At 61.8% G+C, this 23762-nt stretch carries 18 protein-coding genes and 2 pseudogenes; 8 read left to right on the top strand and 12 right to left on the bottom strand.

Features of this window, described 5'->3' with window-relative positions:
- Positions 1-54: 54 nt before the first annotated feature.
- Positions 55-2424 carry a DNA polymerase II gene (locus tag IOD17_RS04450; protein ID WP_233683878.1) on the top strand — a complete coding sequence of 790 codons (2370 nt, stop codon included), beginning with the start codon at positions 55-57 and terminating at the stop codon, positions 2422-2424.
- A gap of 82 nt (positions 2425-2506) precedes the next feature.
- Here IOD17_RS04450 and IOD17_RS04445 read toward each other — a convergent pair whose 3' ends face one another.
- From IOD17_RS04445 to IOD17_RS04425, 5 genes are all read right to left on the bottom strand, one after another.
- Entirely contained in the window at positions 2507-3406 is a 900-nt protein-coding gene (locus IOD17_RS04445; RefSeq protein WP_233683877.1) for a DMT family transporter, read from the bottom strand.
- Between the two features lie 73 nt (positions 3407-3479).
- Positions 3480-4709, bottom strand: a complete 1230-nt coding sequence (gene arsJ / locus IOD17_RS04440; RefSeq protein WP_233683876.1) for an organoarsenical effux MFS transporter ArsJ — start codon at positions 4707-4709, stop codon at positions 3480-3482.
- A gap of 88 nt (positions 4710-4797) precedes the next feature.
- Entirely contained in the window at positions 4798-5802 is a 1005-nt protein-coding gene (locus tag IOD17_RS04435; RefSeq protein ID WP_233683875.1) for an ArsJ-associated glyceraldehyde-3-phosphate dehydrogenase, read from the bottom strand.
- Positions 5803-5826: 24 nt separating this feature from the next.
- Positions 5827-6153, bottom strand: coding sequence for a YnfA family protein (locus IOD17_RS04430; RefSeq protein WP_267925252.1), 327 nt, complete (start codon positions 6151-6153; stop codon positions 5827-5829).
- Between the two features lie 54 nt (positions 6154-6207).
- Positions 6208-6561, bottom strand: a complete 354-nt coding sequence (locus tag IOD17_RS04425; protein ID WP_233683873.1) for a metalloregulator ArsR/SmtB family transcription factor — start codon at positions 6559-6561, stop codon at positions 6208-6210.
- Positions 6562-6804: 243 nt separating this feature from the next.
- On the opposite strand from IOD17_RS04425, the gene IOD17_RS04420 reads away from it, so the two are divergent.
- The 3 genes from IOD17_RS04420 (at position 6805) to IOD17_RS04410 (ending at position 11339) form a co-directional block, all read left to right on the top strand.
- The gene (locus IOD17_RS04420) at positions 6805-7563 is read left to right on the top strand and encodes a substrate-binding periplasmic protein (RefSeq protein WP_233683872.1); all 759 of its coding nucleotides are present in this window, start codon (positions 6805-6807) and stop codon (positions 7561-7563) included.
- An 86-nt stretch (positions 7564-7649) separates the two neighbouring features.
- Complete coding sequence (locus tag IOD17_RS04415) at positions 7650-8528, top strand: AraC family transcriptional regulator (RefSeq protein WP_233683871.1); 879 nt, start codon at positions 7650-7652, stop codon at positions 8526-8528.
- 174 nt (positions 8529-8702) lie between these two features.
- Positions 8703-11339, top strand: a complete 2637-nt coding sequence (locus tag IOD17_RS04410) for a DEAD/DEAH box helicase (protein WP_233683870.1) — start codon at positions 8703-8705, stop codon at positions 11337-11339.
- Positions 11340-11352: 13 nt separating this feature from the next.
- Here the strand turns inward: IOD17_RS04410 and IOD17_RS04405 are convergent, their stop codons facing one another.
- On the bottom strand, positions 11353-11856 hold the full coding sequence (locus IOD17_RS04405) for a phosphate-starvation-inducible protein PsiE (RefSeq protein WP_418904255.1): 504 nt from the start codon (positions 11854-11856) through the stop codon (positions 11353-11355).
- Between the two features lie 122 nt (positions 11857-11978).
- Positions 11979-13160, bottom strand: a complete 1182-nt coding sequence (locus IOD17_RS04400; protein ID WP_233683869.1) for a diguanylate cyclase domain-containing protein — start codon at positions 13158-13160, stop codon at positions 11979-11981.
- A gap of 227 nt (positions 13161-13387) precedes the next feature.
- Between IOD17_RS04400 and IOD17_RS04395 the strand changes: the two genes are divergently transcribed.
- Positions 13388-14302 (top strand): MBL fold metallo-hydrolase, encoded by a 915-nt coding sequence (locus IOD17_RS04395; protein ID WP_418904254.1) that lies wholly within the window; start codon positions 13388-13390, stop codon positions 14300-14302.
- Positions 14303-14449: 147 nt separating this feature from the next.
- Positions 14450-14710: a YebG family protein gene (locus IOD17_RS04390; RefSeq protein WP_090380848.1), complete on the top strand. Its 261-nt coding sequence runs from the start codon at positions 14450-14452 to the stop codon at positions 14708-14710.
- Positions 14711-14868: 158 nt separating this feature from the next.
- On the opposite strand, the gene IOD17_RS04385 is transcribed toward IOD17_RS04390, so the two are convergent.
- The gene (locus tag IOD17_RS04385; RefSeq protein ID WP_233683867.1) at positions 14869-15888 is read right to left on the bottom strand and encodes a Leu/Phe/Val dehydrogenase; all 1020 of its coding nucleotides are present in this window, start codon (positions 15886-15888) and stop codon (positions 14869-14871) included.
- Between the two features lie 148 nt (positions 15889-16036).
- Between IOD17_RS04385 and IOD17_RS04380 the strand changes: the two genes are divergently transcribed.
- On the top strand, positions 16037-16840 hold the full coding sequence (locus IOD17_RS04380; RefSeq protein ID WP_233683866.1) for a SirB1 family protein: 804 nt from the start codon (positions 16037-16039) through the stop codon (positions 16838-16840).
- A 103-nt stretch (positions 16841-16943) separates the two neighbouring features.
- On the opposite strand, the pseudogene IOD17_RS19460 reads toward IOD17_RS04380, so the two are convergent.
- The 4 genes and pseudogenes from IOD17_RS19460 to IOD17_RS04365 all read right to left on the bottom strand — a co-directional run.
- Positions 16944-17129 (bottom strand): annotated as a pseudogene (locus IOD17_RS19460) (response regulator transcription factor); the annotation flags it as partial.
- Positions 17130-17264: 135 nt separating this feature from the next.
- Positions 17265-18719 (bottom strand): annotated as a pseudogene (locus IOD17_RS19455) (helix-turn-helix transcriptional regulator); the annotation flags it as partial.
- A 927-nt stretch (positions 18720-19646) separates the two neighbouring features.
- A complete protein-coding gene (locus IOD17_RS04370) occupies positions 19647-21017 on the bottom strand; it encodes a DUF1329 domain-containing protein (RefSeq protein WP_233683864.1) in 1371 nt (456 codons plus the stop codon).
- A 29-nt stretch (positions 21018-21046) separates the two neighbouring features.
- Positions 21047-22804: a DUF1302 domain-containing protein gene (locus IOD17_RS04365; RefSeq protein WP_233683863.1), complete on the bottom strand. Its 1758-nt coding sequence runs from the start codon at positions 22802-22804 to the stop codon at positions 21047-21049.
- 567 nt (positions 22805-23371) lie between these two features.
- Here IOD17_RS04365 and gcvH point away from each other — a divergent pair.
- Complete coding sequence (gcvH, locus tag IOD17_RS04360; protein ID WP_233683862.1) at positions 23372-23755, top strand: glycine cleavage system protein GcvH; 384 nt, start codon at positions 23372-23374, stop codon at positions 23753-23755.
- Positions 23756-23762: the final 7 nt, after the last annotated feature.

Raw genomic sequence — 23762 nt, 5'->3', positions numbered from 1 at the left:
AGATAAAAGCCTGCGTAGAATTGCCCAATCAAAAATGGCTTTGAGAGCAACAGGGTGAAGTTACAACAGGGCTTTCTGCTAACCCGACACTGGCGTGATACGCCGGCCGGCACGCAGGTGGAGTTCTGGTTGGCCACCGATAACGGCCCACGCCTGCTGCGTCTGCCGCTGCAAACCTCGGTGGCGTTTATTCCGGCTGCGCAACGCGAGCAGGCCGAAGTAGTGCTGAACAACGAACGTGGCGTCGAGCTGCGCCCGCTGGGCCTCAAGGACTTTCATCAGCGCCCGGTGCTGGGGCTGTATTGCCAGCAGCATCACCAACTGATCGACCTCAGCAAGCTGCTGCGCCGCGCTGGCGTCGAGGTGTACGAGGCCGATGTGCGCCCGCCCGAACGCTACCTGATGGAGCGCTTTATCACCGCTCCGGTGCAGTTCACCGGCACGCCCGATGCGACCAATCCCGCTCTGCTGCTGGAGGCGCAGATCAAGCCCTGCGAGGGTTACCGCCCCACGCTCAAGCTGGCCTCGCTGGACATCGAAACCAATGCCTTTGGTGAGCTGTACTCCATCGCCATTGAAGGCTGCGGCCAGCGCAACGTCTATATGCTCGGCCGTACGCCGGAACAACCGCCGCAGGTGGATTTCCAGCTGCACTACTGCGCCAGCCGTGGCGAGCTGCTCGAATGCCTGAACCAGTGGATGGCCGCGCATGACCCGGACGCGCTTATTGGCTGGAACCTGGTGCAGTTCGACCTACGCATCCTCCACGAACACGCCCGCAACCTGGCCATTTCTTTGCGCTTGGGCCGCGATGGCAGCGAGATGCAGTGGCGCGAGCATGGCAGCGGCAACGGTCACTTCTTTGCCGACGCCGCCGGCCGCTTGATCATCGACGGCATCGAGGCGCTGCGTTCGGCGACCTGGAGTTTTCCCTCGTTCAGCCTGGAAAACGTCGCGCAAACTCTGCTCGGCGAAGGCAAGGATATCTCCACGCCCTACCAGCGCATGGACGAAATCGACCGCATGTTCCGCGAAGACAAACCCGCTCTGGCGCGCTACAACCTGCGCGACTGCGAGCTGGTCACGCGCATCTTTGGCAAAACCGCGATTCTCGACTTCCTGCTGGAGCGCGCCACGGTCACTGGCCTGCCGGCTGATCGCAGCGGTGGCTCGGTGGCGGCCTTCGAACACCTGTATATGCCGCTGATGCACCGTCGTGGTTTTGTTGCGCCGAACCTCGGCGACAACCCACCGCAAGCCAGCCCCGGCGGTTTTGTCATGGAGTCGCAGCCGGGGTTGTATGAATCAGTACTGGTGCTGGATTACAAGAGCCTGTACCCGTCGATTATCCGCAGCTTTCTGATCGACCCGGTGGGGCTGATCGAGGGCCTGCGCCAACCGGACGACACGCACTCGGTACCGGGCTTTCGCGGCGCACGCTTCTCCCGCAGCCAGCACTGCCTACCGGCGATTGTCGAGCGCGTATGGCGGGGCCGTGAGGCGGCCAAACGCGAGGCTAACGCGCCACTGTCGCAGGCGCTGAAGATCATCATGAACGCCTTCTACGGCGTGCTCGGCTCCAGCGGTTGCCGCTTTTTCGATACACGCCTGGCCTCCTCCATCACCCTGCGCGGCCACGAGATCATGGCCCGCACCCGTGCGCTGATCGAGGCCGAAGGCTATACGGTGATCTACGGCGATACCGACTCCACCTTTGTCTGGCTTAAACGCCCGCATGCTGAAGAGGATGCCGCACAGATCGGCCGTGCGCTGGTGGCTAAAGTAAATGCCTGGTGGCGCGATCACTTGCATGATGAATACGGCCTGGAAAGCGCCTTGGAACTGCAGTTTGAAACCCATTACCGGCGCTTTCTGATGCCGACTATCAGAGGCACCGAGGAAGGCAGCAAGAAGCGCTATGCCGGCCTTGTGACACGCCCCGACGGTAGCCATGAGATGGTCTACAAAGGCCTGGAAACCGTGCGCAGCGACTGGTCACCGCTGGCACAGCAGTTTCAACGCGAGCTGTATGAGCGCATCTTTCTCGGCCAACCCTATCAGGACTATGTGCGTGACTATGTCGAGCGCACCCTAAGCGGCGAACTGGATGAGCAACTGGTCTACCGCAAACGCCTGCGCCGCCTGCTCACCGATTACGAACGCAACGTACCGCCCCATGTGCGCGCCGCACGCCTGGCTGACGAGTTCAACGCCGCCCACGGCCGCCCGCTGCAATACCAGCGCGGCGGCTGGATCAGCTACGTGATCACCACCGCCGGCCCGCAACCGCTGGAAGCACGCAACGCCACCATCGACTACGACCACTACCTGACCCGCCAACTGCAACCGGTGGCCGACGCCATCCTGCCGTTTGTCGAGGATGACTTCGCCACCCTGATTGGTGGGCAGTTGGGCTTGTTTTAAATGCCTTGCGGGAGGGGCTTTAGTTGCACTTGAATCGCGACTAAAGCCCCTCCCACACCAATCTCCAGCCTCGCGACCCCCCCTATGCCTCGCGCACCACTGCCATCGGTACGGCCTTGGGTTTACGGAACACCAGCACGTTGCCCAACATCACCAGCAGCAGGCCCAGCAGCGCCGGCGCGGTCCACTGGTAGCCCTCGGCAAACACCGAGATATTCAGCGCCACCACCGGGAACAGCACGGTACAGTAGGCCGCGCGCTCCGGCCCCATGCGCCCGACCAGGGTCAGGTAGGCGGTAAAACCGATCACCGAGCCGGGAATCGCCAGGTACAGCAAGGTGCCGATATAGCGCGTGTTCCACTCGAAGCCGAACGGCGTACCGCTGACCAGGCAGATCGCCACCAGCATCAGCGCGCCATACAGCATGCCCCAGGCGTTGGTGGTCAGCGGCTTTAGCCCAGCCTTCTGTTGCAGGCTGGAAAGCATATTGCCGGCGGAGAAGCACAGCGTACCGAGCAGTGCCAGACCGATGCCCAGCAGGGTTTCATGGCTGGCTTCCTGCCCGGCCAGCTCCGGCCAGAACAGCAGCGCCAGACCGCCAAGACCCAGCGCACCACCGGCCAGCACATTGGCGGCGATTCGCTGCTTGAAGAACAGCCGCGCGTTGATCGCGTTCCACAATGTGGCAGTGGAGAAAATCACCGCCACCAGACCGCTGGGGATCCACTGGCTGGCGGTGTAAAAGCACATAAAGTTCAGGCAGAACAGACACAAACCCTGCACCAGGCAGATCAGCTGACCGCGCGTGTCGAGTTTCTGTAAACGGCCGCTAAGCAGCAGGATGGCGAACAGCACCAGCGAGGCCAGGGCAAAGCGATAGGCGATAGAGGCCGCAATCGCCACCTCACCCAGCTGCAGTTTGAGGGCGATCCAGGTGGTGCCCCAGATCAGTACAGTCAACAGATAGAGCGACAGGTTCATCAACAGACTCCCGGTAGATGGGTGAGAGTCTGCACCTGATCGGCCCTGGCGCTCTTGCACAAACTTGCGCTTTTTACTCCATCAGGCTGCTCGCGCGGTGCCGAGGCAGCCCGATGGAAATCAACGCCGCCAGCAGGACAAAAGCCGAGGACACCCACAGGCACGCCTCCAGGCCATACGCCTGATAGACCCAGCCCGACAGCAGCGTACCGATCAGCCGGCCGAGGGCGTTGGACATGTAGTAGAAGCCGACATCCAGCGACACGCCGTCTGCCTTGGCGTAGCTGACAATCAGGTAGCTGTGCAGCGAGGAGTTCACCGCAAACAGCGTACCGAACACCATCAACCCGCCGAGCAAGACCCACTGCGCCGGCAACTCGCTGTTCAGACCCAGGGCAATGGCGGCGGGCAACCCGGCCAGCACGACAGCCCAGGCGAATGCCGCGCGGCCATCCGGCAACTGGCCGCTGGCTTTGCCAGTGATGGCTGGGGCGAAGGACTGCACCATGCCGTAGCCAATCACCCACGCAGCGAGAAAGCCGCCGACCAGCCAGAAATCCCAACCAAAACTGCTTGCCAGATACACCGGCAGCGCCACCACAAACCACACATCGCGCGCGCCAAATAAGAAAAAGCGTGCGGCCGAGAGGATATTGATCGCCCGGCTTTTTGACAGCATGTCGCGAAACTTCGGCTTGGCTTTCGCCTTGCCCAGATCCTTCTTCAGCAGCAACAGGCTGGCCAACCAGATCAGCGCCAGCACAGCGGCCATGGCCAATACCGCGCCAGTGAAGCCGAGCAACGCCAGCAACGCGCCGCCCATAAAGAAGCCCACGCCCTTGAGCGCATTCTTCGAGCCGGTGAGGATCGCCACCCACTTGTACAACGTGCCCTGCTGGCTATCCGGCACCAGCAACTTGATCGAGCTTTTCGCGCTCATCTTGTTCAGGTCTTTGGCGATACCCGACAGTGCCTGCGCACCCATCACCCAGGGGATGGTCAGCCAGGCCGCCGGCACGGTGAGCATCAGCAGGGCCGCCACCTGCAGGCCCAGGCCGATATTCATGGTGCGATTCAAGCCCAGCCGCGCGCCCAGGTAGCCGCCGACCAGGTTGGTGACCACGCCGAAAATCTCATAGAACAGAAACAGCGCGGCAATCTGCAGCGGCGTGTAACCCAGGCTATGGAAATGCAGCACCACCAACATGCGCAACGCACCGTCAGTGAGGGTAAAGGCCCAGTAGTTGCCGGTTACCAGCAGGTATTGGCGCACTTCGGGGGCTAGGCGGGATAAGGCGTGCATAACAAATCCTATGTAGACCGTGGGAGGGGCTTTAGCCGCGACAGCAGTTGGGGTCAGTCGCGGCTAAAGCCCCTCCCACAAAGCCTGGTTAATCTGCCAAACCCACCATCCGCGCCAATTCCACCGCACGGTTGGCGTAGCCCCACTCGTTGTCGTACCAGGCGTAGAGCTTCACCTGGGTGCCGCCCACCACCATGGTCGAGAGCGCATCGATAATCGAAGATCGCGGGTCGGTGCGGTAGTCGATGGACACCAGCGGCCGCGCTTCATAACCGAGAATCCCAGCGAGCGGGCCGTCAGCGGCGGCTTTCAGCAGTGCGTTGACCTCCTCTACCGTAGTGGCGCGCTGCACTTCAAATACGCAATCGGTGAGCGAGGCGTTGGCCAGCGGTACACGCACGGCGTGGCCATTCAGCTTGCCGCGCAGCTCGGGAAATATCTCGGCAATTGCCGTGGCCGAACCGGTGCTGGTGGGGATCAGGCTCATGCCCGAGGCGCGCGCCCGACGCAGATCCTTGTGCGGCGTATCGAGGATGCTCTGGGTGTTGGTCAGGTCGTGGATGGTGGTGATCGAGCCGTGGCGGATGCCGAGGTTTTCGTGGATCACCTTGACCACCGGGGCCAGGCAGTTGGTGGTGCAGGACGCCGCCGTAACGATGCGGTGCTGCGCCGGGTCGAACAGCTGCTGGTTGACGCCCATCACGATATTCAGCGCGCCCTGCTCTTTTACCGGCGCGCAGACCACCACGCGTTTGACGCCTTGGTCGAGGTAAGCCTGCAACACAGCCACAGTTTTCATCTTGCCGCTGGCCTCGATCACCAGATCGCAACCGCTCCAGTCGGTATCGGCAATGGTCTTGTTGGCCGTGACCTGGATTCGCTTGCCATCGATCAGGATGCACTCGCCCTCAGTGCTGGCCTCGCGCTGCCAGCGGCCGTGCACCGAATCAAAGTTGATCAGGTGCGCGTGGGTCGCCGCGTCGCCGGCCGGATCATTGATCTGCACGAATTCCAGCTCCGGCCAGCCCCAGGCAGCGCGCAGCGCCAGACGACCAATACGACCAAAACCGTTGATACCTACCTTGATAGCCATAAACCAATTCCCTCTACAAAGTGATTAGGCGCTACGCGGCGCAAACATAATGATCGCCATGCCAAACATGGCCACAGCGGCGCCCAGCAGGTCCCAATGGGTCGGGCGAATGCCGTCTACCAGCCAAAGCCAGATAATCGCCATGGCCACATACACCCCGCCGTAGGCGGCATACACACGCCCGGCAGCGGTCGGGTGCAAAGTCAGCAGCCAGGCGAACAGCGCCAGTGCGGCGGCAGCCGGCACCAGCAACCAGATGCTCTTGCCCTGTTTGAGCCACAGGTACGGCAGGTAACAGCCGATGATCTCGGCCAATGCAGTCAGGGCGAACAGCCCCAGGGTATTCAACATACTCACCTCACAGGATTGAAAGACAACGGGGCACCAAGAACCGATAACATCCGCTCAACTACAGGGCGAGAGCCGTGCGGGGCGGTTACGCATGCCCTGCAAACGCTGGCTGTCGAGCGACAGCGATGGCGCATCCGCTACCAGCAACTGCGCCAACAGCGGCGCAACCCAATCAGGCAGCTGAGGGTGCACGCGGTAATACACCCACTGACCAGCACGCCGATCCGCCAACAGCCCACTGCTGCGCAACAATGCCAGGTGGCGGGAAATCTTCGGCTGGTTTTCATCCAGCGCCGCAGTCAGTTCACAGACACACAGCTCACCTTCACGCACCAGCAGCTGGATCAGGCGCACGCGGGTTTCATCGGCCAGGGCTTTGAACAACTCGGTCGGGGTTATCGGCAACACATCTTAAATTCCATATATACGAATTACCGAATATACAGTAGCCCGCACGCCCATCGTCAAGCACTCCCCCGTCGACAGCCGAGGCCACAAGGGTAAATAAGTCACCTGCACAGCCATGCGCCGAGCGGTCTATCGCGGCATTCGACAGCCCCTGCCGGGCAAGCTAGCGTCAATAACGAAGGGGCCATCGCGGCCCTTGTGCACCACCGGCCTGGCCGGCATCTGTAACCCGAGGTACGCCGCATGTTTTCTCGCTTGAGCAACGCGCTTGCGCTGGTTTTCCTCTGTTTGCTCACGCCGTCGGTGCTGCATGCCGACGCCAAGTGGGAGTCACTGGACTTCATCACCGAGGAATTTCCACCCTACAACTACACCGAAAGCGGCATCGCCCGCGGTATCACCGTGGATATTCTGCTGGAAGCTGCCACCATCGCCGGCCTGCCTATCGAGCGCCGGGATATTCGCTCGCTGCCCTGGGCACGCGGCTACCAGATGGCGCGCAGGGGGCCTGGGGTGCTGCTGTTTTCCATGGCCCGTACCGATGAACGTGGCCCGCAGTTCAAGTGGGTCGGACCGATCATGCCCAGCCGCATCGTGCTGCTGGCGCGCCGAGATCGCCAACTGAGCGTGGCTCGCCCGGCTGATCTGAGCGCCTACCGCATCGGCGTGATTCGCGATGACGTCGGTCATCATCTGCTCAACAACCTGGGCATCAGCGACAACAACCTGCATATCTCCGCCAGCGCAATTCAGCTGGCCAATCTGCTGCACAACAGCCGCATTGACCTGTGGACCTACGACGAAACCACCGCCTACTGGTTTATCCGGAATCTGGACATGCACAGCGCCGACTTTGCCCCTGTGCATGTGCTCAAGGAAAGCGCCATGTATTACGCCTTCAGCCTGGACACCGACGCCGTGCAACTGACCCGCTTGCAGAACGGCCTGAATGCGCTGAAACAACAGCCGCGCTACCAGCAGATTCTCGACAGCTACAAATAACCGCGCCTTGCATAATCTTGCGGTTTTCTGCCGATGGGGGCTGGCACGCCGGCATGCTGGGCGTAGCATGGGGCGACGGAGGATTTATGTCGCAACTTGAGCACCTACAGGTTTTCCAGAGCATGCACAGCTCGCCCAATACCCGCCTGCATCGCAGCGCCGAGTTGGGTGACGGGCTGGCGGCTGCTGTATGGAGCAACCGCCATGATGCCCGCGACTACCAGGCTCCCAGCCACCACACCCTGTCCTGCTACCTGGCCGGCGGCACCGGCACCTTCCGCCGCGAGAGCCCGCACAGCAAAGGCGCGCCGGACAAGCTGTGCATCCTGCCGGCCGGGCATCAGTCGGAGTGGGTGATCAACGGTGAAATCCAGCTGGCCCACCTGTACATCAGCCAGGAGCAATTCGCCCTGGCGGCCGTCAATCTGCTGGACCGTGAACCACGGGAACTGGAACTGCGTGAAGGCACCTTTCTCGATGACCCGCAGCAGGCCCAGCGCTTTCGTCAGCTCAGCCAGCTGGACTGGCAGGAACCCGCCGAACGCCTGCTCAGTAGCAGCCTGGCCCATGGCCTGATCAACCACGCCCTGCTGTCCCAGGTTGGCCGCCGCGAGGGGCTGCGCCTGACCGGCGGCCTGGCGCCCAGCCAACGACGACTGGTGCGCGAGTTTATCCAGGCCAACCTCAGTGAGGCGCTCAGCCTGGGCCAGTTAGCCGGGTTGTGTGCGCTCTCCGAATACCATTTCGCGCGGATGTTCCAGCTCAGCTTCGGCCTGCCACCACACCGCTATGTGCTGGCTCAGCGCCTGCGCCAAGCCCAGCACCTGCTGCAACACACGGCCCAACCTCTGGCCGAGGTGGCGCTGGCCTGTGGCTTTGCCAGTGCCAGCCACTTCAATAACCGCTTCCGCCAGGCCTTTAGCGCCACGCCGGGACAGTTCCGCGCCGCCCTGCAACAGCCCTGATCCCACGCCAGCCGCATCAATCTGCCGCATACCTGCCTATCAGGCCCTGCCACTTGCGCACTCAGCAGCTGAAAACAGCCTGCTAATCCCGCGCAGGCTGTGCAAGAATCATCGGCTGCCTTCGAGAAAGCTGCTCATGTCACGACTCACTCACACGCCTGCCCGGTGCCGCTAATGGCCCTCGATATCCTGCATCTGCGCCAGGAAGACTGGCGTGCGGAATTCGGCGCGGGCGATCTGCAACGCGGTCAGGGCTATGCCGCCCAAGGCCGCAGCCGCCTGCTCAGCCTCAAGGACAACACCCTGCTGGCCAGCTGCCGTGGCTCGGGCAGCCAAACCTACCAGCAGCGCATCACCCTGCATCATTACGGCCAGGGCTGGGGCGTGACCGGCCATTGCAGCTGCCCGGTGGGCTTCAACTGCAAACACGTGGCCAGCGCCCTGCTCACCCTGCAACAGCAGCAGGAACAGGGCGTCGATCTGTCGCCGCTGATCGTCAGCAACCCGCAGGTGCGAGAAGAATGCCTGGAGAATCTGCAACCGGCGCCGGTGCTGAGCCTCGGCAGCCTGGTGCGGGTGCACTTCGATGCGCGCAAGGGCCGCATGCAGGAACAGACCCAGCACCGCGCCGCCCTGGCCTTCGACTACCAAGGCCACCTGGCCTCCGGCAAACAGGGCAAGGATCTGCTGATCAAGCAGGGCCCCGGCCTCAGCCTGCGCATCGTGCGTAACCTCAGCAGTGAAACCCAGCTGCGCAAGCGCCTGGAGCAAACCGGCCTGCAAGTGGCCCTGCGGCAGAGCGAAGCGCTGCCGGAAAGCGCCGGCGAAGCGTACGAGCAGCCCAACGAGGCCGCCTGGCTAGTGTTTATCCGCGAGCAGCTGCCGCAGCTGCGAGAGGAAGGCTGGCAGATTCGCATGCAGCCGGACTTTCAGTACAACCTGGCGCAGGTCGATGACTGGTATGCCGAGGTCGAAGAAGACCCCGAGCAAACCTGGTTCGACCTGGAGCTGGGCATCGAGGTCGAGGGGCAACGCATCAGCCTGCTGCCAATTCTGCTGCAAGCAATCCGCCAGAAGCCCTGGCTGCTCAACGGCGAAGCCCTGAGTAAACGCGACGATGACGAGGTGATCCTGGTCAGCCTGCCGCACAACCACAAACGCGCAGCATTACCGCTGGCGCGGCTGAAGCCGTTGCTGGCCACCCTGGGCGAGCTGTTTGTGCGCGAGCCGGGCGAATCCAGCCAGCGCCTGCGCCTGTCGCGCCTGGATGCATCCCGCCTCAATCATCTGCAAGAAGGTCCAGCCATCAGCTGGCAAGGTGGCGGTCAGCTGCGTGAGTTTGCCCAACGTCTGCAGCAGCTGGACAACGCTACCCTGCAAGCGCCAGCGGGGCTGCACGCAGAGCTGCGCCCCTACCAACTGCAGGGTCTGGCCTGGATGCAGGGGCTGGCCGAGCTGGACATTGGCGGCCTGCTGGCCGATGACATGGGCCTGGGCAAAACCTTGCAGACCCTCGGCCATATCCTCTGCGAGCTCAACGCCGGACGCCTGACTCAGCCGGCGCTGATCGTCATGCCCACCAGCCTGATCCCCAACTGGCAGGACGAAGCTGCGCGCTTCACCCCGCAACTCAAGGTGCTGGCCCTGCACGGGCCGAAACGTCGGGCGCTGTTCAAGTTGATCGACCAGCACCAGATCATCCTTACCACCTATGCCCTGCTGCCGCGCGACCTCAAGGCCCTGAGTGCCTACCGCTATCGCCTGCTGATTCTGGATGAAGCACAGAACATCAAGAACCCGCGCAGCAAGGCGGCCGTCGCCGCCGGGCAACTGCAGGCCGGGCAACGCCTGTGCCTGACCGGCACGCCGCTGGAGAATCACCTGGGCGAGTTGTGGTCACTGTTCAATTTCCTCATGCCGGGCTGGCTGGGCGACAGCAAAAGCTTTACCCGCGACTACCGCACGCCCATCGAAAAAAACGCCAACGAGCAGCGCCTGGCCCACCTCACCGGACGGATCAAGCCTTTCGTTCTGCGCCGCACCAAGGAGCAAGTGGCCAGCGAGCTGCCGCCGAAAACCGAAATCACCCACTGGGTCGAGCTCAGCGCAGCGCAGCGCGACCGCTACGAAACCCTGCGCCTGGCCATGGACCAGAAAGTCCGCGCGGAAATCGCCCGCCAGGGTCTGGCACGCAGCCAGATCGTGATTCTCGAAGCGCTGCTGCGCCTGCGCCAGGCCTGCTGCGACTTGCGCCTGCTCGGTGATGACGGCGACAACAGCCTGACCAGCGCCGACTCCGGCAAGCTCAGCGGATTGTTGGACATGCTCGAGGAGTTGTTCGCCGAAGGCCGGCGGGTGCTGCTGTTCTCACAGTTCACCTCGATGCTGGCGCTGATCGAAGCCGAATTGAAGACGCGCAATATTCCCTACGCCAAGCTCACCGGCAGCACCCAGGACCGCCGCACCCCGGTGCAGCAGTTCCAGGCCGGCGAATTGCCGATCTTTCTGATCAGCCTGAAAGCCGGCGGCGCGGGGCTTAACCTGACTGCCGCCGATACGGTGATCCACTTCGACCCCTGGTGGAACCCGGCCGCCGAAGCCCAGGCCAGCGACCGCGCCTACCGTATCGGCCAGGACAAGCCGGTGTTCGTCTACAAACTGATCGCCCGTGGCAGCGTGGAAGAGAAAATCCAGCAACTGCAACAGGCCAAGGCCAGCCTGGCCCGTGGCGTGCTGGAAGGCGGCAGCCAGAGCCAGCTACAACTTAGCGAAGACGACCTTCAGGCGCTGTTTGCGCCGCTGAGTGACTGACCGGCCCTACGCCTTAGTCATCACTCTGCGCATCATCACGTTCTGCCGCTTCATCCGCCGGATTAGTCTTTTTCCGCGTCCCGCCAGCCTGCACCGCCGGAAAGCGCGACGAGGCGTAACGCACCACAAAAATCGCCAGCGCCAGCAGCAGAATTGCGCCGGAGATCATAACCACGCCCATGTCGGGTTTGTGGTTGTGTGAGATGTCGGAAATCATCAACCGGGTCAACGCAGTGATCGCTACATAGATCATGAAGCGGATCGGCATATGGTTGGTCTTGAAATAGATCCCGACCATTGCCGCCAATTCCAGATAAATGAACAGCAGCAGGATGTCATCGACCGTGATATGACCCTTTTCCAGCATACCGAGAAAGGCCATCACCGCCGCCCAGGCCGTGATCGCGCCGATGGCAAACAGCGCCAGGTAGTGGAATGCCTCCATCAACAGATTGCCCAGCGACTCCGCCAGACCATGCATGCGCTCACGGGCGCGTTCAGCCAGATTGTCCTTCACGATTCTTGCACTCCCCACATCGCCGGTCCGCTCCATCAGCGTAAAGTGCCTGCACCATGCAGGAACAAGACCAGCCATCAGGAGATGATCGCTGTACGCCGCAGGACACGCCCCGGGGCGCGTCAGAGCGCCGCAGCAGGAACCGCTGTGGTTGACTCAGGCCAGGCGAAGCAGTGTTTACCGGCGTCCTTGGCCCGGTACATGGCGGTGTCAGCCGACGCCACCAGGCGACGCCGGTCTTCACCATGCTGGGGAAACTGCGCCATACCGATGCTTACGCCCACCCGCACATGCGGTAACTCAGCCAGCAGCGGGCCGTCCAGTGCGGTGATCATGCGGGCAGCCAGGCACTCGATGGACGCTGAGTCACCCTCGGCCACCACGGCAAATTCATCACCGCCCAACCGCGCCAGCACCTCACCCTCGCGCAGCAGCGCCCGCCAGCGCAGAGCAATGGCCTTGAGCACTCGGTCGCCAGTGGCGTGACCGTGTTCATCGTTGACGGGTTTAAAGCCATCGAGATCCAGGTAGATCAGTGCCAGTGGCCGTTCGGCACGTCGGGCCAAGGCAAGGGCCTGATCGAGGCTGTCGTTGAAGGCACGGCGATTCGGCAGCTGCGTCAGAGCATCATGCTGCGATTCGAACGCCAGGCGCTTGAGCAGGTCCTCACGCTCACGCAGGTCGCGGCGCAGGTCGCGGTAGGTCATACCGAGTAGCACCAGCATCAGTAACGCCACCGCACTGCCGCCCCAGATGGCGACTTGCGCACGCGCATCGGTGCCCTCATTCAGCGCGTCAAGCTCATCGCTGACGCGGCGTTCCAGGATGTGAATGCGCTGACGCAGCTCATCCATGTAGTGCCGGCCCTGGTTGTCCATCACCCGCTGGCGGGCAGCCTCATCGCCAGCCAAACGACGCAGTGCGATGGTTTCGCTCAACTCGGTCATTTTCAGCTCGGTGAGCTGCTCGATCTGCGCGATGTCGTCGGCGTACATCGCCATCAAGGGTATTGAGCGCAACGCCTGGAACTGGCTGTGCAGATGCTGCACCGCCACATTGTAGGGTTGTAGAAATGAATCCTCGCCCGTCAGCAGAAAGCCGCGCTGGCCTGTTTCGGCATCCTTGAGCAAGGACAGGGTTTCGCTGAGCTGGTACAGCGAAGTGTGCAGCACCTCAACACGCTGACCGTCGAGCAGGTAGGCACGGCTGCCCCAGATGGCACCAGCAATGACAAACAGACTGAGGTAGGCGATGGCCAGCAAGGCCAGCAGTTTGCGCTCGACTCGACCGGCAGACAGCAACATGGTGCACCTCGCAGAGAGCCGATGGCGGCCGGATACTAGAGTTCAGTCACGGCGACCCGCGATAGCTCCTAGCGCCAATGTACAAGCATTTCACCATCGCTGTATAAGTTAAGTACAAGCTTATAACCTATGAGGACACAAGCATGCCAAGCTCATCTACCCGCACCCGGCTGTTTAGCGCCCTATTTGCAGCACAAACCCTGGTTCTGGGCTGCACCTTGCCCCTGATGGCCAACGCAACACCGGTGGCCAAGCAACAGGAGCAGGTTGCGGGTTTCTATCGTATGGCCTTGGGCGATTTCGAGGTGACCGCGCTGTATGACGGTTATGTCGACCTCGACAGCAAGATCCTCACCGGCGCCAGCGCCGAGGATATCCAGAGCCTGCTGGCGCGCATGTTCGTTGACGCCAGCAAGGGCGTGCAAACCGCCGTCAACGCTTACTTGATCAATACAGGCAGCCACCTGGTGCTGGTCGACACCGGGGCCGCACAATGCTTCGGGCCAACCCTGGGCGTGGTGCAGAACAACCTTAAAGCCTCTGGTTACACCCCAGAGCAAGTGGATACCGTGCTGCTCACCCACCTGCACCCCGATCATGCCTGCGGGCTGCTCAACAGTGACGGTGCAGTGGCCTACCCAAATGCCAGTGTTTATGTGCCTCAGGCAGAAGCGGATTTCTGGCTCAGTGATGCAGCAGCCGCCAACGCGCCGGAGCCCATGCGCGGCATGTTCCAGATGGCCAAGCAGTCCGTAGCACCCTACGACGCTCAGCAGCGTCTCAAACTGTACGCCCCGGACAGCGCACTTATCCCGGGCGTCAGCCTGGTGCCGAGCAACGGCCACACACCGGGTCACAGCTCCTACCTGTTCACCTCACAGAACCAGAGTCTGCTGGTCTGGGGCGATATTGTGCACAGCCACGCCGTGCAATTCGCTAAACCGGAAGTGGTGATCGAATTCGACATCGACAGCACTCAGGCAAAAGCCACGCGCCAGCAGATCTTCGCCGATGCCAGCCGCGACAAGCTCTGGGTAGCAGGCGCACACATGCCCTTCCCAGGGTTGGGCCATGTGCGTAAAGAAGGTGCCGGTTACGCCTGGGTACCGGCCGAATTCGGCCCACTGCGCAACGACCGCTGAACGGCTGTGACGTCCACAATCAGCTATGTTGTTAACCGGCATGGCAATTGCTGCTGGCCAAATGCTGGCGAGTTCTTTATGCTCGCACGCACTGTACAAATACACAGTTAATTGCAACCTACCAGCGTGAAGGCGTAGAGGTGATGAATGGCCGTCGAAGTGGTGTACCGCAGCAGCCGGGATTTGGAGCGTTTGTTCATGGATAAAGCCGAAGCCGATCGTCATGACAAAATGCTCGAACTGGCCGAGCTGCTCACCGAGGTGCTGCAGAAAGCCGTGCCATCGTTGAATGAGGCCCAGGGTGAAGAACTGGGCATCTACATGGCGAAGAACCGTGAGATCTTCGCCAAGGCGTTCAAGAACCAGCCCGATGCCTTGAGCGAGCTGAGCGAGCCTGCCGCCGAGTAGCCCGAGCGGTGATAAACAAAACCCCAGTCAGTGACTGGGGTTTTGTGTTTCTGGCCACTATCAACTGCGCCGTGGAGGCGCTTTAGCGGCGAGTTTTAATCGCTGGTTTTAATCGCAGGCTCGCGGCTAAAGCCCCTCCCACACGGTGGTGCGCTTGTTCAGCCATATAACAAACGCTCGGCAATGGCATCGGCAACCCGTGCCGGTGAGCGCTTGTCGGCCTGGGCATGGCCGAAAATCTCGGTCAGGCGCCGGCTGATCTGCGTCAGGTGCGCGGTGATTGCCATCAGGCTTTCTCCCTGATGCTTCAAGGCCACGTAGATCAGACCACCGGCGTTGATCACATAATCCGGCGCGTAAAGAATTCCCCGCGCCTGCAGGCTGTCGGAAATATCGGCGCTGGCCAGCTGGTTATTCGCCGCCCCCGCCACCGCCGAGCAGCGCAACTGCGCGACGCTGCTGGCATTCAACACCCCGCCCAGGCCGCAAGGCGCGAGGATGTCGCAGGGCGTGGCGAGTAAGGCGTCACTGGCCACCGGCCGTGCGCCCAGTTGCTCGACCGCCCGCTGCACCCGAACAGAGTCCAGGTCACTGACCAGCAATTCGGCACCGACTGCATGCAACTGCTCGGCCAGCGCATAACCGACATTGCCCAAACCCTGAATCGCCACCCGCAAGCCTTCCAGGTTGTCACTGCCAAGACGCGCCAGAGCGGTGGCACGAATCCCGGTAAACACCCCCATGGCGGTGTGCGGTGATGGGTCGCCCTCAGCCGTGGTACTGGTGACATGCTGGGTGTGCTGGGCGATGCAGTCCATGTCGGCGCTGGACGTGCCGCTGTCCATCGCGGTGATGTAGTGGCCGTTGAGGGTTTCGATAAAGCGGCCGAAGGCTTCGAACACGGCAGCGCGATTATCGACATGCGCGGGACGGATGATCACCGCCTTGCCGCCGCCCTGGCGCAGGCCCGCCAATGCAGCCTTGTAGCTCATGCCTTTGGCCAGACGCAGAGCATCCTCGATGGCACTCGCCTCGTCGGCATAGCTCAGGTAACGGCAACCGCCCAGCGCCGGGCCGAGGCGGGTGTTGTGGATGGCGATAATCGCCTTGAGACCGGTCAGCGGATCCTCGGCGAAGTGCAGCGACTCCAGCCGGGCGGTTTCCATCATGGCGAACATGCTGTGGCTCCCGTACTGATTTGCCCATCAGTATAGGCAGTCGCCCCGATGGCAAGCGCCCGATGGTCAGTTGCACAGTTGCCCGCACAAGGCACTGGACGCAGACGCTGCGCTTGGCTACAAAACCTAAACAACCCGGAGCAGACCCATGACCCCACGCGCTGCCTGCCTTGCCTGCCTGGAGCAACAACCGCCCGCGCTGTTCGAGGCGGCCGTGTGGATTGCTGTGGAACATCAGCCTCAACTGCAGCCGGAGCAGGTGTTGCGCCAACTCGACAGCCTGCAACAGCAGGTCAGCCAAGGGCTGCCCAACCTGCCTGCCCAGGAGCTGGCACAACCACTGCTGCGCCGGCTCAGTGAGTTGGACTTTCATGAAGACGATGAACACCCGCTGCGCCCGCAGGCCGCACTGCTCAACTGCGTGCTGCGACGGCGCCGCGGTCAACCGTTGATGCTGGCCCTGCTCGCCCTGGAACTGGCCCGGCGCCTGGCAATTCCCCTGCAAGGCGTCAATTTCCCCGGGCATTTTCTGCTGCGGGTTCCCGGCGCCGATCACTTGCTGGACCCGTGCAGCGGCCGGCGCTTGTATACCCGCGAATGCCGCGAGTTGCTGCAACGCCAACAGGGTGCCGACGCCGAGCTGAGGGCCAGCCACCTGTTGCCCTGCGATGCGCCGAGCATGTTGCAGCGCCTGTCACGCAACCTGCGCTACCTGCATCAACTGGCCGACGATCCCATGGCAGCGCTGCTGGATGCCGAGCGCGTACTGCTGCTCGGCCCGCCAAGCCTGCTAGATCACCTAGCCCGTGCCGACATCTACCAGTTGCTCGACTGCCCACAGGGCGAGCGCTTCGACCTTGAACGTGCCCTGCTGCTCTGTGATGACCCGGCACAGCGCCTGCACCTCAGCCAGCGCCTGCGCCAACTCAGCGCCAGCCCGGCACTGCATTAACAAAGGCTCAGTACTGATTCTGGGTGCGGGCCGCTTGGTAGGGTGGGTTAGCGGCGCAGGGGATATGGGGCGCCAGGCAATTCGAGCGCCACAACTACATCGCTTAGAAAAAGCCCAACGCCTTAGCCTTGGCCACCGCCTGAGTACGCCGCGCCACACCCAGTTTGCCGTTGATCCGTCGTGCGTGGGTCTTCACCGTGTGCAGGGAAATAAACAGCTGCTCGGCCACTTCCTGATTGGACAGCCCCTGTGCGATCAAGCCAAGCACCGCCAGTTCGCGACTGCTCAGCGCATTGGCGCTGGTGACAGATGCAGCATTCGGCGCGCCGTCACCTTGGCTGGCGACGCAAAACCACGGGCGCAGATACCCCAAACGCCGCTGCAGCGCCTGGCCGGTCTGGCGAGCCTGTTCGGCGCCCACCTTGTCGTCACAGGCGGCGCAGGCGTCGGCATAGTTCAGCCACAAGTCGCTGACCAACGCCTGCCGGCCCTGATCTGCCACCTGTTCCAGCAACTGCCGTAGAGGCTCGCGCACATCCCCATCCTCGCCCTGCAGACGATCGAGTTGCAGCAGGAGTGCCTTGAACCGTGGGATCAGCTCGGGAAAGTTCGGCGTTGGCAGCACCGCTTTAACCCGCTGCTCATAACCCAATACCCGCGTCGCGGCGATACGCGCCCGCGCATAGTGACCCTGGGCAATCCACAGATGACAGCTGGCCAACAACAGGGTGCCGCGGTACAGGGTTTCATTGACGCGCTGACGCTGCATCTGCCGTTCGGCCTGCCCCAGTTGCGCAAAGGCGGCGGCCATATCGTCCTGCCCCATCGCCAATTCGGCCAGGCCGAGGTAACCATGAAACGCCGCCGGATCGCCGCAAGCGAGCGCATGCTCAAGCCCGCACTGCAACGCTGCCTGGGCTTCATCCACACGGCCCTGGCGCAGTTGCAGACGCCCCAGGCGCAGCTCAAGCCGCGCCAGTACCGGCGTGTTGTGCAAGGCCGTCGGCGCAGTTGCGCTCAACACCCGCTGCAGCAAGGCTTCAGCGCGAGCAAATTCACCTCGCGCCTCCAGCAGCAGGGCATGGTCCAGTTCCAGCAGGGCTTCAAATACCGGATTGCCATGCAGACGTGCCTGCTTCAAGGCTTCAAAACTGAGCTTCTGTGCCGCCTCCAGTTGACCTTCGCCAATTGCCACCAGAGTCAACGCCGAACGACACAGCAACGCCTGCGACCACGCGCTTTGCGGCAACCCCTGCAAGGCATCATGCAGGTGAGTGCGAGCATCCACGGCACAGACACGGCCATAGGCGATGATGCCCTGAATGGCTTGCCAGTGAGCGAACAGCTCCCGGGTTCGCGCACCATCGCTGCGCGGTTGAAACCGCGCCAATTCGTTGATGCAGCTCTGCGCCTCGTCCAAACGGCCGACCAGCAACAACACCCAGGCGTTGAGCAGAATCAGCCGCGGTGTGCTGCATAACAGGCTCTCCGGCAGCTCGCTGCGCCAACGCAGGATCAGCGCCAGGTCCTGGCCTTGCAGCACCTGCTCCTCGGTAAAACGCTCAAGAAAACTCCCCGCCACCTCCGGTTGCCCGGCCAGCAAGGCGTGCTCCACCGCCGCAGGAATATCACCATGGCCGGCAAACCACTGGCTGGCATGCACATGCAGAGCGCTGCTGGGCAGGTGGTGCGCCTGTCGCTGGAGCAACCGAGCCAGCGGCGGGAACAGCCCATACCAACCCTTGGCCGCTTCCAGTTCCTGGATAAACACGCCGCGCTCAATCAGCGCACGTAACCACTGCGCGCCTTCGCCTACACCAAACAGGTGATCACACAGCGCTGGATTGAAGCGCGGCAGCTGGGCCAGTTGCTGGAGCATCTGCAACAGCTCATCCGGCAACCCTTGCAGTACTTCGCGTTCGACATATTCGGCGAGCAACTGATCATGCTCACCTTCCTGCAACGCGCCCAGCGCAGTCGGTTCGGCCTGAGCCGCCAACAGGTGCAGGCGCAAGGCCGCCGGCCAGCCCTGGGTCAACTCATGCAGGTCGTGCGCCCAGGCGCTGCGGCTTGGGTCCAGTTGCTGCAGCCAGGCCAACACCTCCGCTGCGCTGAAGGCCAGTTCGCTGGCCCCCAGTTCGAGCAGCTCGCCTTCCAGCAACAGACGCGAAAGGTTGCACGCTGGCCGCCGGCGGCTGCCCAGCCACCAGCAGATGCCCGGTGGGGTGACCATCAGCAGTTGATTGAGAAAGTCATCGAGGGCGTGATTCGGGTGCGCCGGGTAGTCATTGAGCATGATCCACAACTGCCGCGACTCCTGCGCCAGGGCCGCCAGCAGCTCGCTACTGCTGAGGCCTGCGGGGTAGTCGAGCAGCTTGCCCAACTGCTGAGCAAGCTGCTCGGCACACAGGCCCTGACCGGCGCAAGTCAGCCAGAGCAGGCGGTAATTGGCCGGACACTCACGGGCGCAGTCGGCCAACAACACTGTCTTACCAAAGCCGGCCGGGCCAACCAGTAAACGCAGGCGACAGTCGTGCGCCAGCAGCCGCTGTTGCACAGATAGCCGGAAGATATGTCCAGGCGGTGGACGCTGTACGCTGCCGCAGGACGACGCTGCGGCGCTTTGCGGGAAAGGCGCTAATGCGTGCATGACGGCTCGATTTATTGTTTTTACAGGAACCGGATCATTGCAGGCTAACCCTCAATGCCTATAGCTCACAGTTCCATCACGAGAGGTGATGGCGGGCGATAAAAAAGGCGGCCCGCAGGCCGCCCAATTACGGAGTCACACGTGCTGGTTATTGGCCTAACGAACGCCGGAGCTGCGCAGCGCGGCTGGCGTGTAGTCGGCAGCGGTCGCCTTGAAGCCGAAGTTATAAGCCGATTTTTCTTCGTTCTTCATCCCCAGAGCCAAATAGCGACCCGCCACCAGGTCATACAGCGCTTCCAGGGTGTAGCCCGGCACCTGATGGTTGTAGTAGTGCTGCGCATGACCTTCGGCAACACGCCAAAGCTGACCACGGCCGTCGTAATGATCAACCAGCGCGATCTGCCAGCTGTCCTCGTCGACGTACATGTGGCGCTTGGCATAGATATGCCGCTCACCGCTCTTCAGCGTGGCCACCACTTCCCAGACCCGGTGCAGCTCGTAACGTGTCAGGTCCTGATTAATATGCCCGGCTTTGAGCACGTCGTCGTACTTCAGTGACGGCGAATCCAGCTTGTAGCTGTTGTAGGGGATGTACATCTCCTTCTTGCCGACCAGTTGCCAGTCGTAGCGATCAGGCGCCCCGGAGAACATGTCGAAGTTATCGGCCGTACGCATGCCATCAGCGGCCGTACCCGGCCCATCGTATGCCACCTGCGGCGCACGCCGCACACGACGCTGACCGGCGTTGTAGATCCACGCCAGACGCGGTTCCTTGACCTGATCGATGGTCTCGTGAACCAGCAGCACGTTACCGGCCAGGCGCGACGGTGCAGTCACCCGCTGCTTGAAATACAGCAGGACATTGCTGCCCTTGGCCGGATCAAGGTCGGGCATATCCGCCGGGAAGGCCACTTCATCCTCGAACTTGACCAGGCTGTAGGAGCCATTGGTCTGCGGCGTTGCCTGAGTCACCACCCGGCGGGTGTTACCGCCACGATAACGGGTGATGTGGTTCCAGATCACCTCAACGCCCGTCTTGGGAATGGGGAAGGCGTAGTAACGGCTGGCATTGAAGTTCTGCAGGCCGTTACCACCGTCTACGGGCGTGGTATTGACTGCGCTGAGCTTGGCCGCTTCGGCAATCGCGGCCGGCACAGCGGTGGTTCGATGCGAGGGGTAAACCGGAATCTTGTAACTCTCCGGGTAGCGCTTGAACATGGCCAGCTGACCGGCTGACAGCTTGTCTTTGTACTGCTCGGCATTGGCTGCGGTAATCGTGAAAAGCGCTTGTTCACCGGCAAAGGGGTCAGCGAGAAAGCCCTTGCCATCGACAGCCGCGGCACTGGTAGACAGACCGCCATCCCAGGCCGGGATACTGCCATCGGCATTGCCGGCCATTTCCCCACCCAGCGGCGTCAGGCTGGCACCCAGCTGAGCCGCTTCTTGTTCGGAGACCGCGGCCATCACGCTGCTGGCTAACAACGTCAGCAGCAGCGCACCCGCTTGCAGGATTCTTGTGTTTTTCATGGTGTACGGATCCTTTTGCACTGCGTTGATCAGAAGTTCACACCGAAGCTCAGGGCAACAAAGTCACGGTCGACGTTAGTGTTGTAATCACCACCAAAGAAGTCGGTGTAACTGAGGCTGGCGGTGTAGGTATTCTGGTAGTCGGCGTTCAGCGCCAGGCTGATGGCCTTGCTGCCTTCGTTGAAGTTCGGCCCATAGCCATCCACGTCATGGGACCAGGCAATGCTCGGCGACAGATTGATGCCGGCAAACACGTTGCTGTAATCGGCGATGGCCCGCACGCGATAGCCCCAGGAGCTGCTGGTAAAGAAGCCATCGTTGTTGCATAGATCGGGGTTGTCACGATTCAACGCCTGCTCGCACGTCCCTGCCGGTGCGGCGACTTCACCCAGGCCATAGACCGGATCGCGGCCAAAGCGCAGGGCGCCCAGGTCATTGCTGATGCCGCTGATATGGTTGTAACCCACCTCCCCCACCAGGGTCAGACGGCTGGCGCCGAGCACCCGGTCGAAGAAATGGGTGGCGCTGACCTGGGCCTGGGTCACGGGTTTGCGCACATAGCCCTTGATATCGCCGCCCAGCGCCAGCTGTGCATGGCCGCTGGTAAAGACCGGAGACACCCCGACACCCAGCGCGCCCAGGGTCATATCGGTTGAGTTGATGCTGAGGGGCATATTCGGCCGGTAGCTGATTTCACCGGCTACCGAAGTCGACCCCACCGTGGTCTGCATGCTCAGGCCATACAGTCGGATATCTTCGGGATACTCGAGGAAATAGCGGGCCGTCTGCGGCGTTCCGTCGGCGGTGATTACAAAGCTGCCGCTGGGCGAGCGGCTGTGATAGTTCAAGGCGTACAGGCCAAACTCGCTGTTGTTGAGCTGCTCGGCAAACCAGCGCAGCGCCACACCGTACTGGCCGCTGTCGCGAGCATCACGGTCACCGGCCCGGGGAATAAAGACAGGGTTGCCCGGCGCGCCGCTGTTGTTCGACTGGCCTGGGGCCACATCGGCACCGGCTACCACCAGGCGGTCATTACAGCCATCGGCGGCGGTATCGCTGGGGGCAAAGAAGGTGCCGCAGTTGTCGACGACCGTCTGATCCCATTCCAGCTGGTAGAAGGCCTCCATGGACAGGCTGTCAGTCAGGCTCTGGGAGACATAGAACATATTGACCGGGATCAGCCCCTCCTTGACCTCCGCACCGGGGCGGCGAAAGGCGGCGGCGTCCACCGGGTTGATCGAGTTGATCGAGTTGCCGATAAAGGTGCTCTCGCCCCAGCTGACCACTTGCTTACCAACCCGCACACTGCCCGGCAGGCTGCCGAGGTTGTAGTTGTGGTAGATGAAGGCATCGAGAATTTCCGCACCGGCGGCCTGAGCCGCGGTCTTGCGGTTGCGGTCATCGATGTCATACAGCAGGCGGCTTTCGTCCTTGGTCTCGAAGTCGTACCAGTACTTGCCGCGGATGAACACGCCGGTATCGCCGTACTTCAACTCAAGGTCGTGGATACCTTTGAAGATCTTCGAAAAGGTCTCACCTTTCTTGAAGTTCAAGCGCCCGTCATCGTTGGTCTGAGAGGACGCCTTGCCGCCGTTGCGCGTGCCGATAAAGTCAGGATCGGCACCGCGCACGCTCCAACTGGCCCCCACAGAAAGCGATGAGTCGAACTGCGCTTCGACCTCACCGATATTGAATGTAATAGCCTGGACAGGCGCGACACAGCCGACAGCAATGGCAATCGCCAAAACGCTGGGCTGGAAGATGGCATGTCTTGTTGTTGTTCTCATGCGGCTCTCCTGGAAAGCGGGGTTTCGTGTTGAGGCCCCACGCTACTCAGCCGCCTTGAGCGGGATAAGCGCCCGAAAGAGGTATTTGCCCTGTCAGCCGAAAGAGTGAATACACCTCTGGAAAGCCGCTCTACAGCCGGCCCATCGACCCGTTCAATAGCGCTTTATAGGGCGGATGAATGGCACGGGCGATTGAGCAGAGGGATTGACCGCCATCAGCCGAGTAATCCAGGTGCCTAACCGCCTCGGCACCGATGCCATTACCAAGCTCGCCGCATATGTATTGATTTGAATACAGCGTAATGAAAGCGACACAAATCATTCAGCCCGCGACACCTGAGCCTTTGCGCTGCGCACTCTGGATAAACCGCGCCAATCCGTATCGAAATCGATACGGACAACAACAAATAAAGCCCTAAAAACACACTAAGCTATTGTTTTTATTGATAAAAATAACAATGGCACCACCCTTGCTATGGTCTTTTCACCTTCAGCGCGTGCCCAGCACGCGCGTCCAGCACATCGCCCCCAGCAGAAAGGGCGAGTCACCACCCTTGAGGAGTACACATGAGCGAATTGCGTTTTACCGTCGAGCACGAATGGCTGCGTCAGGATGCCGATGGTCTGGTTACCGTGGGCATCACCGCCTATGCCCAGGAAGCCCTGGGTGACGTGGTATTCGTTCAGCTGCCGGAAGTGCAGAGCTATGCCGAGGGTGACGAAGTGGCGGTGCTGGAATCGGTAAAAGCCGCAAGCAATATCGCCATGCCGCTGGACGGTGAGGTGGTAGAGGTCAATGGCGAGCTAGAATCCAGCCCTGAGCTGGTCAACGAAGATCCCCTGGGCAAGGGTTGGTTCTTCCGTTTCCGTCCGGCCAATGCCAGCGCGGTAGCCGACCTGCTCGACCAGGCCGCCTACGAGCGCCTGCTCAACGCCAATGCTGACGCCTGAGAGATTG

The sequence above is a fragment of the Pseudomonas anguilliseptica genome, assembly GCF_021375795.1.
Lineage (GTDB): Bacteria > Pseudomonadota > Gammaproteobacteria > Pseudomonadales > Pseudomonadaceae > Aquipseudomonas > Aquipseudomonas anguilliseptica_A.
The sequence above is the reverse complement of the archived record's forward strand: the minus strand, read 5'-3'. Positions and strand labels throughout refer to the sequence as shown.

Coding starts and splice junctions, on each gene's coding strand:
- IOD17_RS04370 (WP_233683864.1), bottom strand. CDS start 21,017: ATGAAAAACACAAGAATCCTGCAAGCGGGTGCGCTGCTGCTGACGTTG.
- IOD17_RS04400 (WP_233683869.1), bottom strand. CDS start 13,160: ATGTTGCTGTCTGCCGGTCGAGTCGAGCGCAAACTGCTGGCCTTGCTG.
- IOD17_RS04435 (WP_233683875.1), bottom strand. CDS start 5,802: ATGGCTATCAAGGTAGGTATCAACGGTTTTGGTCGTATTGGTCGTCTG.
- gcvH (WP_233683862.1), top strand. CDS start 23,372: ATGAGCGAATTGCGTTTTACCGTCGAGCACGAATGGCTGCGTCAGGAT.
- IOD17_RS04395 (WP_418904254.1), top strand. CDS start 13,388: ATGGCCAACGCAACACCGGTGGCCAAGCAACAGGAGCAGGTTGCGGGT.
- IOD17_RS04445 (WP_233683877.1), bottom strand. CDS start 3,406: ATGAACCTGTCGCTCTATCTGTTGACTGTACTGATCTGGGGCACCACC.
- IOD17_RS04410 (WP_233683870.1), top strand. CDS start 8,703: ATGGCCCTCGATATCCTGCATCTGCGCCAGGAAGACTGGCGTGCGGAA.
- arsJ (WP_233683876.1), bottom strand. CDS start 4,709: ATGCACGCCTTATCCCGCCTAGCCCCCGAAGTGCGCCAATACCTGCTG.
- IOD17_RS04415 (WP_233683871.1), top strand. CDS start 7,650: ATGTCGCAACTTGAGCACCTACAGGTTTTCCAGAGCATGCACAGCTCG.
- IOD17_RS04365 (WP_233683863.1), bottom strand. CDS start 22,804: ATGAGAACAACAACAAGACATGCCATCTTCCAGCCCAGCGTTTTGGCG.
- IOD17_RS04430 (WP_267925252.1), bottom strand. CDS start 6,153: ATGTTGAATACCCTGGGGCTGTTCGCCCTGACTGCATTGGCCGAGATC.
- IOD17_RS04390 (WP_090380848.1), top strand. CDS start 14,450: ATGGCCGTCGAAGTGGTGTACCGCAGCAGCCGGGATTTGGAGCGTTTG.
- IOD17_RS04420 (WP_233683872.1), top strand. CDS start 6,805: ATGTTTTCTCGCTTGAGCAACGCGCTTGCGCTGGTTTTCCTCTGTTTG.
- IOD17_RS04385 (WP_233683867.1), bottom strand. CDS start 15,888: ATGTTCGCCATGATGGAAACCGCCCGGCTGGAGTCGCTGCACTTCGCC.
- IOD17_RS04380 (WP_233683866.1), top strand. CDS start 16,037: ATGACCCCACGCGCTGCCTGCCTTGCCTGCCTGGAGCAACAACCGCCC.